The organism is Methylococcales bacterium, from assembly GCA_030949405.1.
GTDB lineage: Bacteria > Pseudomonadota > Gammaproteobacteria > Methylococcales > Methylomonadaceae > WTBX01.
Genome location: JAUZSN010000002.1, coordinates 2,887,608 through 2,900,388, shown reverse-complemented (window position 1 = coordinate 2,900,388; position 12,781 = coordinate 2,887,608). Strand labels below are relative to the sequence as shown.

Sequence of the window (12,781 nt, the reverse complement as noted above, 5' to 3'; positions counted from 1 at the left end):
CTTTCTCATTTCGAGTCTGGAAGCTTATGTCTCGCGCACGCGCTTGTCTTCTTGATTCATCACTGTATTGACAGGTATTTGAGCATCAACTTTTACCCGCGCTTTATCAGCTAACTTGAACTCGTCAAGCAAGGATTGAGCCTGTTGATTGTAGATATAATGGCGTGGCGCATAATCGGTCAGCACGTCCAGAACCGATAAACGGTTTTTGTGTTTGGTGGTGAAATAAGCGGTAAACAAGTCGTTGCAGACCACCTGACAATAGTGGTTATCACCGTTGACTCGCGCACTGGTATCATCAATCTGTCCATAATCACTGTTGAGAATGCCGCTGCGATAAAGTTCGCTTTTTTCCTGATGCGCCCAGTCATAACCGCCTGTCCATTGCTGAGAAACATAAGTCGGCGACACCACAATGCCAATATTTTCAAAAAAACCGACCATGGGTTTTTCGGTCACGCCCATCATCTTAAGCATGGGAATCAAGCTACGAATTCCAATACCAAATTCGCCCTGACCTCGAACGCCTTCAGGCAATTGGGCGCGGTAATACTTATTTTCAGAAGGTGAATAAAAAATCTCACGGAGATACTTAATATTATTGGTTTTGATGACAATGTCTTGAATCACCACTTCCGCAAAGCCTTTAGATACTAAGTCGCTAGGCAAGCCAGTTTTGTCGAGTAGGCATTTTAGCGTTTGGTCGATTTTAACTCGTGGGATCTTGGGTTTACGGCGGCGTTTTTTCTTATCCGAGTCCGTATTTTCAGTGTCGTTATTAGTTTCTTTTTGCGCGTCAACTTGTGCTTTTTTACGTTCGTCTTCGGATGAAATATCATCACCCTTATTATTTTTATTGGGTTTGATATCAGGCTTTCCCTGCTCACCTTTTAAGCGATTAACCTCGTCACGAAGTTGCTGTAATTCAGTTTCTAAAGACAATTTATCACTGGCTAAGCGTTCAATAAGATTGAATATTTTTTTGACAATATCCTGCGCTTCGCTACTTTCAATTTGAGCGATTTCTTGATAAATGGCGTTAGTTTCAGCCTGTAGGTCGTGGATATTCAAAGTATGTAACTATTCGTTCTTTTATGATATGTTGTCAAATCTATTTTAGAAATTTTATCTTTACCCTGAGATTTAAAGTAGATACGAAAAATACTAACATTATAAAAACGCCTGATAAAATACTTAATAAACGACCAAGTAGGATGGTCAAGCTTATCGAGCATAGCGAGATAACGCCTCCAGTCGTTATGCGATTTACCCTCTATTTGCATTAGTCTCGCCAGTATATTGAGTTATAATTTATTTTTTTAGATAAATACGGATAATTATGAATTCAAGTTGGTTAGATTTTTTACGTTCTCAAAAAGCGACTTTTTTAGATGAAGGTAATATTCAATTTACGGAAGGTCCAAAGAACTTAACCCCTGCTCTCTACCCCATTCCACAATTAACTGCGTTAAAGGTCGTAGGTAAGGATGCCTTAAGCTTTTTGCAAGGGCAATTGACCTGTGATATGACTACGTTAAATGCTGAAAATAGTTTTTTTGCTGCATTTTGTAATGCAAAAGGACGAACGATTTCAACGTTGTTGATTTTCAAGGAAAATGATGATTTCTTTTTAGTTTTACCCACGGTATTGCGGGATAAAGTACAGAAGAAATTACAAATGTATGTTATGCGTTCAGATGTTGTGATTCAGGCGATAGATAATGAATATTGTTTGACAGGATTAGCCTGTTCATTTGAGCAACTTAATGATTCGAGTGCGCCAACGAGTGATTTTACCCGTAATCATGAACTGATTAAGTTGCCTAATTCACGTTATTTAATGCTAACTACGGTTGAGAAGAGTATAGAGCGTTGGTGTCAATGGCTTGAAGAGGGTTTACAGGTTCAAAATTCGATTCTTTGGGATTATTTAGATATTTCTGCAGGCATTGCATGGTTAGATCAAAATAGTAGTGAAAATCATATTCCGCAAATGTTAAATATAGATAAGTTTGGGGGGATTAGCTTTGATAAAGGCTGTTATACAGGGCAAGAAGTGGTTGCTAGAACTCATTATTTAGGGAAAGCAAAACGTAGTTTAGTCAGTGCAGAGGCAGCCGTTGAAACTAATTTTGAGGCAGGGAATGTTATCAATCAACAAGGCGAGTTAGTGGGCAAAATTATTAAAAGGTCTGATTTTGAAGGTAAACAAAAATTACTGGTTGTAATGCAAACGGTGAGAGGGGAAATAGATAATTTACAGGTGATCTAGTCGTTGAAAAGCCGACATTTTTTGTCGGCTATAAGGCTTTAAAAACAGTATTCTGATGGTCTGTTTTGTCGGTTTAAACGGATGGTGAGGAGGAGGATAAAAAAGGTTTAAATAATTTAAGCATCGGGGTGGCCCCTGCCATTGCAACCGCATCGACTAAGCAATACCATGCGGCAATTCCACTGGGTGGATTTCCTTGGCTTAATCCTGTTACGGGATCTATGCCAACCCATGCCCATGTTCCAGCTTGCGTTCCGACTAATTCTAGCCATGAGGTAATAAAAAATGCCCCTAGGTAAACCATGGGTGAACGGCCTTTAAATAAACAGACTAAGAAAATAATAAAAAGGACAAGACCAATGGCATCAGCGCGTTCAGTGTAGGGACTCACGCCTCTTATCGCCCATAGTCCGCCAACAATCACCACAAAAATAGATATTTTTCGAGCATAACGTTGAAAAAATCCTGACCGTCCTAATGCAACGGCTGTTAAGTAGACAATGCCATGACCTGCTGGAATGTAGGCGGGGATATTCCGAAAACGATAAATATAACCTTCCATATAAAGGGAGGCAAAGTTTTCACCGAGGGTTGCAAAAATCATTGCAACTAAGACTTGTGTTCTAACGAGTGTATTTTCTCCCCAAAGCATCGTGATTAAGATAGCCCATGCAATAACAGCCATTATTTTTTGATGCGCTAAGGGCGCACTTCCATCATAAGTGAGTGCAATGGTGACACTGATAAAAGTAACGAAGCTAATAATATAATCACGGTAGTTGTGCGTTATAGTAGCGTTAGGATCTGGGAAGTAAGGAAGCATAAATCGTATATTTATTATAGGTCTTTTGAAATAGTGGGTGAGATAAAGCTTAATAGTTATAGGGTGGGTGTTTTTGTATCGTGTTGCTAAAAACCATTAACGGCGTATTATCGTCTAATCAAGCAACGCCTTCAATGTTATATTCGTCTTTTTTAAATGGGATAAGTGTCGCGACGTGATGCTTTGCGTCTTTATTCTATCTTAAGTGGGAGTGATGTTATATCTATACACTTAATTCAATTTCATAGCCTGTAAATTTACGAATATTAATTACTCCGCTATCCAATAATAAATACTGGCCTTTAATCCCTTCTAAATGACCTGAAATTTCGGCCTGTTTATCAAAATTTAACGATTTTACTTTAGTCGGGTAATTAACAACGGGGAATTCAATATCAATCACTTTTTCATCGGTTAAATAAGCGAGTGCATTATCTCCAAATTGATCGTTAAGTGTCTTTAATTCAGAGGCACAGGTCGCTAATAGTTCATCTCGTTTAGCGATTAAATCAACGGGTTCAGGTTTGCTTTTAAGCATTCGTTGCCAACTGGTTTTATCGCTGACATGCTTTGCAATAATAACTTCAATTAAGCCTGATAAATAACGACTTGAAACTTTAAAGATAGGTAAGGCTTGTACGGCTCCTTGATCTATCCAGCGTGTTGGAATTTGAGTGTGGCGGGTAATTCCCACTTTTATTCCTGAAGAATTGGCTAAGTAAACAAAATGAGGCTGCATACAAAATGCATCTCCCCAGTTAGGATCTCTGCATGTTCCTTCGGCATAATGGCATTGCTCAGGTTTCATGATACATAAATCACATTGGGGAAGGGATCGAAAACAGCGGTAGCAATAGCCTTGACTAAAACTTTTTTTGGTTTTTTGGTGACAATGAATACAACTAATATGACCATTATAAACCAGTTTAATGGGCTGGCCGATCAACGGATTTAAATCAACTAATTGTTCGGATAAGGGTAATTGGTATTGAACCGTTGAGGTCAATTCCGTTTTCATTTTAGATAAAATTCCTAGCATTTAGTCCCTCTATGATATTAAAAAGGTGAGTATAATAGCCGTATTTTACACTACTTAATAAAATAATATGTCACCTAAAAACGTTACACTCAATACAGAATCCCCGAATGAAATAGAGGTTATTATTGAAATTCCAGCGAACAGTGACCCTGTTAAATATGAAATTGATAAGGATTCAGGAGCATTAGTGGTTGATCGTTTTATGGGAACAGCGATGCAATATCCCGCTAATTATGGCTATATTCCAGAGACACTCTCTGATGATGGCGATCCTGTTGATGTCTTAGTCATTGCGCCTGCGGCTTTGTTGAGTGGTTCTGTGGTGCGTTGTCGTCCCATTGGTTTATTAAAAATGGTGGATGAGGCGGGGGATGATCCTAAAATTTTGGCGGTTCCTATCGAAAAACTGACACCTTACTATAATAGAGTCCACTCTTATGCGGATATTATGGAAGAAAAGCTCGCCAAAATAGCCCATTTTTTTGAGCATTATAAAGATTTAGAACCTGGGAAATGGGTGAAAATAGAAGGCTGGGGTGATGTTGATGAGGCTAAACAAGAAATTATTGCGAGCATTGCTCGTCATCAATAGAATTTAGTCAGGGATTAGGGTGTGGTTGGCATCACGCCTTATTTATTTCAGTACGTTAAATTGACAAATGTGACCTGATTTGGCTAAACATTCCTCTAACTCTATATCCGTATTTAATAGACTGCTGATTAAGGCTAAATCAAATTGACAAATTTCTTGATGTTTTTGAGCAATATCATGATAAATACAATTACAGGCTTGAATATTTAATTTATTTTCATGAATATTTTCGTGTAATTTCGCTTCAAACCCTAAATCCTCCATCACAGAAAGTAAAAATTCAGTTCGTTCAGGAAGCGTTTTATTCTGTAGTTGGGGTAAAAACTCTTGGGCCACTTGTTCACCTAAGCGATACATATAATGGCTCAGTCTTTCAGACCCCATTTGTTTTTTTAGGCTGGCTAATAAGAGTTCAGAAAACCAAGAGTATTTTTTTGGAAATGAGTTAATACCTTGTTCGGTTAAGCAATAATTACGAACAGGTCGGCCACCTGTTTTATTTAAACGGCCTTCACAAATATAGTTAAGTTGTTGTAATTTTGAAAAATGTTGCAAAATAGCGGTTCGGGAAATAGCTAACGCATTCGCAATTTTATCAACACTTAACCCCTCTCTATTTTCTAGCAAGAGTTGTAAAATTTGACGTTGTCTCTCACTTACTTTATTCATCCATCCTTCTCTAATTAAGATCATTTCTTTTTAATAACATCCAAAACTTAACGATGTAGGGGGGATTAGTTGAGCCTACAGAGTAAAATAAGTAAGTTTTTTGGATGTTAATTAACTAATTTATTTGTTTAAAGAGTAACAGAACCCTTTTGAAAAACCAAATAATATCTTTTATAATATAAATATTGTAAAAGTTAATTTTATCAAGTAAGCTGATGAGGCTAAATTATTTAATGACAATAAGTTAGCCCAATTTTTTTAACTTTAATTAATGTGAGTTATTTATGAGCGATTCTTTATATCAAAAATTAGGCGGTGAAGCCGCTGTGAGTGCTGCGGTTAATATTTTTTATCGCAAAGTATTACAAGATGAAAGTATTAGTCATTTTTTTGACAATACGGATATGCAGCAACAAATGGCAAAGCAAAAATCATTTTTAACAATGGCATTTGGAGGACCTAATAGTTATACGGGTGAAGATATGCGCAAAGGTCATGCACATTTAGTTAAAAAAGGCTTAAATGATGATCATTTCAATGCAGTCGCAGGGCATTTACAATCAACGTTAGAAGAATTAGGCGTTGCGGCTGACTTGGTTGGTGAAGTTATGGCAATTGCTGAAAGTACACGTAACGACGTATTAGGTAAATAAGCTGTTTAATACTCCACACAATGATATTTAAATAATAGCCTCAGTGAATTTATTTGAAAATGTGTGGAGGTTTTTTAATACGGCACATCTATGAAAGGTCTTCAAAATGGCAACTTTCCATTACAAACAACAACAATATGATTGTCGCGAAAATGAAACGGTTTTAGATACGTTACTGAGAGAAAATGTTTCTATTCCTCATGGCTGTCGGCAAGGTGTTTGTCAAAGCTGTTTACTACGTAGTATTGATAATCCCCCCCCTAAACATTCTCAAGAAAATTTAAGTACAAACCAAAAACAGCAAAATCATTTTTTATCGTGCTTATGTGTTCCTGAGCAGGCTATGCAAATAGAGACGATTGATACGTTTAATTTTGAGTATGAATTTCAAGTATTAGCTAAACGAATGCTCAATCACAATACCCTATTATTACGGTTGTCACATGGTAAACAATTTATCTTTAAAGCGGGTCAATTTGTTAATTTAAAAACCCCTGATAATATTATTCGTAGCTATTCTATTAGTAATATTCCTAATGAGCAGGACTATATTGAACTACAAATTCGCTTATTGCCGAATGGACGTTTTAGTTATTGGGTTCATCATGATTTAAACCTTGGCGATAAAGTCCCTGCATCATCAGCACGAGGTCATTGTTTTTATACCATGGAACAACAAGAACAAGGTTTGTTACTCATCGGGACAGGAACAGGTTTAGCGCCTCTTTATGGTATTTTACAGGATGCGTTAGCACAAAATCATAGAGGAAAGATTCATTTATTTCATGGTAGCCGAACAGTAGAAGATTTATATTTAAGCGAAAAAATACAAAAATTGACCGTGAATCATGAAAATTTTAATTATACCGCCTGCATTTCGGGAAATTATGACGATAATTATAAGGATGACTATAGCCAAGGGAGAGCAAATGACATTGCTCTTTCAACCTATACGAATTTAAATAATTGGCGGGTGTATTTGTGTGGACATCCTGAAATGGTTAAGCAAATGCAAACTCAAGTTTTTTTAAAAGGGGCTAACCTTGAGGATATTTATGCGGATGCGTTTCATTTATCCCATTGAATGAGGAAAATTCACACAGGAATAACGTACAAAATATACGTTTAATTTAAATGAATATTATCTTTTTGACTCTGAAAATTTTAGGGGTATAATCAAGGGGTTATCAAAAAAAGTTGTTTAAACAGACTGTACAATAGTCGTTATTTATTAAACGTTAAAATCGGACTATTTACACGGGTTATGGTATGAAATATACATATTTCTACATTTTAAACGCTTTAGGTTTTACATTCTTTTCATTCTATAAAAAATTAAAAAATAGGAGAATAGTTATGAATGCTATAAACAGAACCCACTCTAAATCCCTTTTTGGAAAACTAGGGGGAGAAACCGTCGTCAATAGTATTATTGAAGATTTGTACGATAAAATGCTTGCTGATTATCGTATTAATCGATTTTTTACTAATGAACACCAAAAAGAACAAAGAGTCGCTCTAAAAAGGTTTATAACGGCAAGTTATGGACCTGATGATAGACCCGATAAAGAACGAAAAGCCGTATTAAACGATTTTTTTATGCTGGCATTTTCAAGAAGTAAACGTAAAAGCTTTATTACAGGCTCTGATTTTGGTTTTTTTGGTTTAATTATTGAACAAGATCACCATGAAACTCATCTTTTATGTGAGTCTCATGCGGCCTTATTAAAGTTTATGCCTGATGATTTTCATTATGATGTTGTTCTTGAGCTTTTGAAAGCCAGCTTGCAACAGCTCACGATAGAGCCGTTGTTAATAAACGATGTTTTAAAGGTAACAGAAGGGGCTAGAACATGTGTTTTAGGGCGATAATTTAAATGAGTTGGGTCGGTTTTGTGTCTCTGAATTTGTTGTACACTATAACTATGTGAGTTTACAGGACTCAAGAGACACGAATCATAGTGTCTCTACAATGATGGCCTTATCTTAAGGCGATTAGCTTTTATGCGGTAATTCAACGTCGGTTATAACGCCTGCATCGGGGTTATTAAAAATAGTCTCATCTATTTCATTTTCGCCGCGAGCAACAATACAGGTAACCGTTGCATCACCTGTGACATTAACGGCGGTGCGTACCATATCTAATAATCGGTCTACGCCTAAAATTAAACCGATCCCTTCAACAGGTAATCCGACCTGATTAAAGACCATTGCCAACATAATTAAGCCCACACCAGGGACTCCAGCCGTTCCGATGGAGGCTAAAATAGACATGCCAACAATGGTTAAATAATCACTGACCCCTAAATCAATGGCATAAACATTGGCAATAAAAACAGTGGCAACGCCTTGCATAATGGCGGTCCCATCCATATTAATGGTTGCTCCTAGAGGAATCGTAAACGAAGCGATTGCATTATTCACCCCTAAGCGTTTTTCAACCACTTGTAAGGTGACAGGAATGGTGGCATTAGAGCTTGCGGTACTAAAGGCAAAAATATGGGCTGGGCGCATTTTTTTAATAAAAATAACGGGATTGAGTTTTGCAAAGACGATTAATAAGACGCTAAATGTTCCAAAAGCATGAAGAAGCAAGCACAAAATAACGATACTAAAATAACTAATCATGGGTAAAATTAGGCCAAGACCTTGTTCAGAAAACGTTTTTGCCATGAGAAAAAATACACCAATAGGGGCAAAATCCATCACTAAGGTCACGACCTTCATCATCACTTCATTAAGATTTTCCGCTAATTGATGAAGATCTTTGCCGACTTCACCGCTCATCAGCATGGCAATGGCAAATATAATAACAAAGAAAATAATTTGTAACATATTGCCTTCAGCAAAGGCATTAATCGGATTACTTGGAACGATGTTAATAAAAACATCTGTTAAGGGCGGTGCGGGTTTGGGGGAGAAATTAGTGGTTCCGACGACTTGCTCAAATCCTTTGCCCGGTGCGAGAATAATGGCAACGACTAAGGCCAGAGTAATGGCAAGTGCGGTGGTGAAAATATAAAAAGCAAAGGCTTTAAACCCTACGCGTCCTAAAACACTGACATCGCCAATGCCACAAACGCCACAAATTAATGAAAAGGTGACTAAGGGGACGACTAGCATTTTTAGGGCATTGACAAACGCTTTTCCTACGACATGAAATAAACCTTCCACAAAATAGGTTTGTATAAAGGCCACGTCATGAAAAAAAGCATTAATTAAACTGCCTAAAATTAAGCCAATACCCATTGCAATGAGTATTTTAGTTGTAATTGAGGTTTTTTTTATCATTATTATTCTCCGTTGAAATTGGATTTAATAACAATATTACAATAGAAATGAGCGTTTCATAACCCTGAATTTGCGAATATGGAGTGTATGGGGTTATTTTATTGGGTGGGTTACTAATAAAAGGTTAGATTTTTGGGGAAAACCAAGCGTTATAATTCGGGGAGTTTATCAATGAAGGCTTTAAAGCTGATGTTTTTTTTTGCAACGAGGTCAATGTTTTTTCGATCTAAAAATGGTTCGCTCAATCTATGATAATTGCGACCATTATGTTTTTTAGTCACAGGAATTTTTTTGGGTAGTTTAATGGTTCCTAAAACTTTAAAGCATTCTTGAGTTTCTACTTGCTCTGAATAATGGGCAACTAACCAACATTCAATAGAATGAACGCTCACTGCAAAAATAATTCTTTCTGAATAATATGGATAAAAACCAGTATCATTTTTATCAATCGTTGAAATTAATTTTTCAGTAACATTGTTAATTAAAGTTTTGGTTGATAAAGCACGATTATCACTATCGTAATGAGGGACATTAAAGTGTTCGTTGCCATCATTGGAAACATCGGTGTCCACTTGAATCACCATAAATTCAAAATTTTCTACATCTTCTCGAAAAATATCGGATTCTAAATAGATTAATAAATTTCGCCATCCGCTGAATAAAAACTCTTTATCCAGTTTATTAGCCTCAGCCGCACCCGCCAAAGTAATCGCCTCTAAAATATTACTTTTACCGCAACCATTCTCGCCAATCAAAACATTAAATCGCCCGACTTCCATTTTGAAATCTTGCAACGACTTATAATTTTCAACTTTAATTTCGGTAATCATAATATTTTTGAAACCATCAAGCTAAAGATAACTTTATTTTCTTCCCACCCAACACATGTAAATGCAAATGGTAAACCTCCTGTCCACCGTCTGAATTACAATTAATAACCGTTCTATAACCTGAGTCAGCAATACCTTCTTGTGCCGCCAATTTGGCAACGGTTCTTAATAATCGCCCTGAAAGTTCGGTATCATCTAAATCATTCAAGGTCGCCACATGCTTTTTAGGAATCACTAAAATATGCACAGGGGCTTGTGGATTAATATCCCTAAAGGCTAAAACTGCCTCATCTTCATAAACTACATCGGGTTTAATATCCCCGTTCGCCATTTTACAAAACAAACAATCGCTCATCATATTTTTCCTTTAAAAAGGCATTTTAAACCCTGGAGGCATCGGGATTCCAGAGGTAATATCCGCCATTTTTTCTTTTTTTAATCGACTGACTTTACGCACCGCATCATTAATTGCCGAAGCCACTAAATCTTCTAACATATCTTTATCATCTTCAACCAAGGACTTATCAATCGTCACTTTTCTGACTTCCCGCTTCCCTGTCATGATAATCTTCACCAAGCCAGCCCCCGATTCTCCTGTAATTTCTAAAGCCTCAATTTCTTCCTGAATCTTTTTCACATCTTCCTGCATTTTCTGAGCTTTCTGCATAATATCGCCTAGCGAATTAGTCATTTTTTATTCTCCATTATTAAAAGTAGTTGAAGGATCTATGGGAACAATTGTCCCAGGCATTATTCTTGCATCAAAATTTTCTTTTAACGCATAAACATTTGGGTCACTATTAATCGAATCAACAGCCGCTTGCTGTCGATCTTCCCTTACTTGCTGCTGTTGTATGGCGGGGGTATTAATAGTATGCGCTTGTTTAGCATTAATTTGTAATCGTAATGGTTTTTGATAATAATTTTGTAGGGCAGCTTCCAATTTTTCTTTAGATTTAGCCCCTGCGATGGTGTGTGTAGGGTCTCGTTCTAAATAACAAAAATGCTCGTCTATTTTTATTAAAATACAATTATCAGCCAGTTGTTTGGTTAACCCACTTAAAGCCATAACACGTATCATTTCTGCCCAGTCATTGTTAACCGAATAATTGACAGGCGCGGGCGTGGGATCACAATGAGATTCAGGCACCGTCGGTTCTATTGATGAAAGGGTTTCGACTTCTTTATTCGGGACAATAGGGGGCTGTACTTTTTGTGATACGGTAGAATTAATTACGTTAGTTGATGACGAAACATTAGAAAGTTTTGGTGGGCTAGGTGAACGACTCGTTATAGGTCGAAACGTTAACATTCTTAACATGACCATTTCAAACCCCATGCGTGCATCGGGGGCTAAATCTAAATCGGCTTGTCCTTTCAAAGCAATTTGATAGTATAACTGCACATCTTCGGGCGAAATAAGTTCTGAGAATTCGACCAACATTTGTTTATCAAAAGCGGGATCATTAAAATTAGGAATAACTTGTAATAAAGCAAGACGGTGTAACATCCGTAATAATTGCTCTAACACATCACTAAAATCAACACTTAACGCCGCAATGTCCGCTATTTTATCTAAAATACCTTGACCATTTCCAGCGACTAAAACGCGTAATAAATCATCAATAGGCTGTTGAGAAACCGTGCCTAACATCGTACTGACATCAAGTTGATTAACACGCCCTTGTCCAAAAGCGATGGCTTGATCTAATAAACTTAAGCCATCACGCATACTACCATCGGCGGCACGGGCAATTAAACTTAAGGCAGATAAATCAAATTCGATTTTTTCTTGCTGTAAAATAAACCCCATCTGCTTTTCAATTTGCTCAGGCAATAATTGTTTTAAATTAAACTGTAAGCAACGCGAAAGAACGGTAACGGGAATTTTTTGAGGGTCAGTGGTGGCTAATAAGAATTTAACATGTGGTGGGGGTTCTTCTAACGTTTTTAATAATGCATTAAAACTATGGTTAGAAAGCATGTGAACTTCATCAATTAAATAAACTTTGTAACGACCTTGATTAGGTGCGTATTGGGCATTATCTAATAAATCACGAGTATCTTCGACTTTAGTTCGTGACGCGGCATCGACTTCAATTAAGTCCATGAAACGCCCTTTATCAAAATCACGACAAACAGGACACTGTCCACAAGGATTTGAATCCTGTAGATTTTCACAATTCATTGCTTTGGCTAAAATTCGAGCAATCGTAGTTTTTCCAACACCGCGAGTGCCTGTAAATAAATAGGCGTGGTGTAATCGTTGATGCTGTAGTGCATTGATGAGGGAATTACTAACGTGTTCTTGCCCAACAATTTCATTAAAATTTTGGGGTCGCCATTTTCTAGCGAGAACCTGATAAGTCATGAGAGACTCTGGGGAGATTATAAAAATTGGGTGGAAACTGCGCCAGCTACACCTCGGCACACGAATCTGCTGCTACCGTTGCTTCCTTCCGGGACCTGGCGGAGTTGACAGCGTATCGTTGCGAGAGAACCGACACAGTGACCATAATATTTTCAACAGTGTTCTGATGAAAGATAGTTATTATCTATTATTTAAGTATTTAATTCAAGCTAATTTTAAATTTTTTTTAAACTATAAATAA

The 12,781-nt window shown here is 37.0% G+C and carries 14 protein-coding genes and 1 other RNA gene; 5 read left to right on the top strand and 10 right to left on the bottom strand.

From position 1 onward, the window contains the following. Positions 1–24: 24 nt before the first annotated feature. On the bottom strand, positions 25–1,071 hold the full coding sequence (locus Q9M50_14900) for a hypothetical protein (protein ID MDQ7091897.1): 1,047 nt from the start codon (positions 1,069–1,071) through the stop codon (positions 25–27). Between the two features lie 268 nt (positions 1,072–1,339). Between Q9M50_14900 and Q9M50_14895 the strand changes: the two genes are divergently transcribed. After that, positions 1,340–2,272: a folate-binding protein gene (locus tag Q9M50_14895; protein ID MDQ7091896.1), complete on the top strand. Its 933-nt coding sequence runs from the start codon at positions 1,340–1,342 to the stop codon at positions 2,270–2,272. A gap of 73 nt (positions 2,273–2,345) precedes the next feature. Here Q9M50_14895 and Q9M50_14890 read toward each other — a convergent pair whose 3' ends face one another. Together Q9M50_14890 and Q9M50_14885 are read right to left on the bottom strand one after the other, a co-directional pair. Beyond that, entirely contained in the window at positions 2,346–3,095 is a 750-nt protein-coding gene (locus tag Q9M50_14890; protein ID MDQ7091895.1) for a hypothetical protein, read from the bottom strand. Between the two features lie 223 nt (positions 3,096–3,318). Then, on the bottom strand, positions 3,319–4,134 hold the full coding sequence (locus tag Q9M50_14885) for a DUF2797 domain-containing protein (GenBank protein MDQ7091894.1): 816 nt from the start codon (positions 4,132–4,134) through the stop codon (positions 3,319–3,321). Between the two features lie 67 nt (positions 4,135–4,201). Here Q9M50_14885 and ppa point away from each other — a divergent pair, with 67 nt between their 5' ends. After that, positions 4,202–4,726: an inorganic diphosphatase gene (gene ppa / locus Q9M50_14880; protein ID MDQ7091893.1), complete on the top strand. Its 525-nt coding sequence runs from the start codon at positions 4,202–4,204 to the stop codon at positions 4,724–4,726. Positions 4,727–4,768: 42 nt separating this feature from the next. Here ppa and Q9M50_14875 read toward each other — a convergent pair whose 3' ends face one another. Next, on the bottom strand, positions 4,769–5,419 hold the full coding sequence (locus Q9M50_14875) for an HTH domain-containing protein (protein MDQ7091892.1): 651 nt from the start codon (positions 5,417–5,419) through the stop codon (positions 4,769–4,771). A 260-nt stretch (positions 5,420–5,679) separates the two neighbouring features. Between Q9M50_14875 and Q9M50_14870 the strand changes: the two genes are divergently transcribed. From Q9M50_14870 to Q9M50_14860, 3 genes are all read left to right on the top strand, one after another. After that, entirely contained in the window at positions 5,680–6,048 is a 369-nt protein-coding gene (locus Q9M50_14870) for a group 1 truncated hemoglobin (protein MDQ7091891.1), read from the top strand. Between the two features lie 106 nt (positions 6,049–6,154). Then, positions 6,155–7,132, top strand: a complete 978-nt coding sequence (locus Q9M50_14865) for an FAD-binding oxidoreductase (protein ID MDQ7091890.1) — start codon at positions 6,155–6,157, stop codon at positions 7,130–7,132. A gap of 272 nt (positions 7,133–7,404) precedes the next feature. Next, positions 7,405–7,920, top strand: a complete 516-nt coding sequence (locus Q9M50_14860; GenBank protein MDQ7091889.1) for a hypothetical protein — start codon at positions 7,405–7,407, stop codon at positions 7,918–7,920. Between the two features lie 123 nt (positions 7,921–8,043). On the opposite strand, the gene Q9M50_14855 is transcribed toward Q9M50_14860, so the two are convergent. From Q9M50_14855 to ffs, 6 genes are all read right to left on the bottom strand, one after another. Further along, positions 8,044–9,339: a dicarboxylate/amino acid:cation symporter gene (locus Q9M50_14855; GenBank protein ID MDQ7091888.1), complete on the bottom strand. Its 1,296-nt coding sequence runs from the start codon at positions 9,337–9,339 to the stop codon at positions 8,044–8,046. A gap of 149 nt (positions 9,340–9,488) precedes the next feature. Beyond that, positions 9,489–10,169, bottom strand: coding sequence for an AAA family ATPase (locus tag Q9M50_14850; protein ID MDQ7091887.1), 681 nt, complete (start codon positions 10,167–10,169; stop codon positions 9,489–9,491). A 16-nt stretch (positions 10,170–10,185) separates the two neighbouring features. Further along, positions 10,186–10,524 carry a histidine triad nucleotide-binding protein gene (locus Q9M50_14845; protein MDQ7091886.1) on the bottom strand — a complete coding sequence of 113 codons (339 nt, stop codon included), beginning with the start codon at positions 10,522–10,524 and terminating at the stop codon, positions 10,186–10,188. Positions 10,525–10,536: 12 nt separating this feature from the next. Continuing rightward, on the bottom strand, positions 10,537–10,860 hold the full coding sequence (locus tag Q9M50_14840; GenBank protein ID MDQ7091885.1) for a YbaB/EbfC family nucleoid-associated protein: 324 nt from the start codon (positions 10,858–10,860) through the stop codon (positions 10,537–10,539). Between the two features lie 3 nt (positions 10,861–10,863). Then, complete coding sequence (gene dnaX, locus Q9M50_14835; GenBank protein MDQ7091884.1) at positions 10,864–12,540, bottom strand: DNA polymerase III subunit gamma/tau; 1,677 nt, start codon at positions 12,538–12,540, stop codon at positions 10,864–10,866. Positions 12,541–12,577: 37 nt separating this feature from the next. Beyond that, positions 12,578–12,675: signal recognition particle sRNA small type (gene ffs, locus Q9M50_14830), an RNA gene on the bottom strand. Positions 12,676–12,781: the final 106 nt, after the last annotated feature.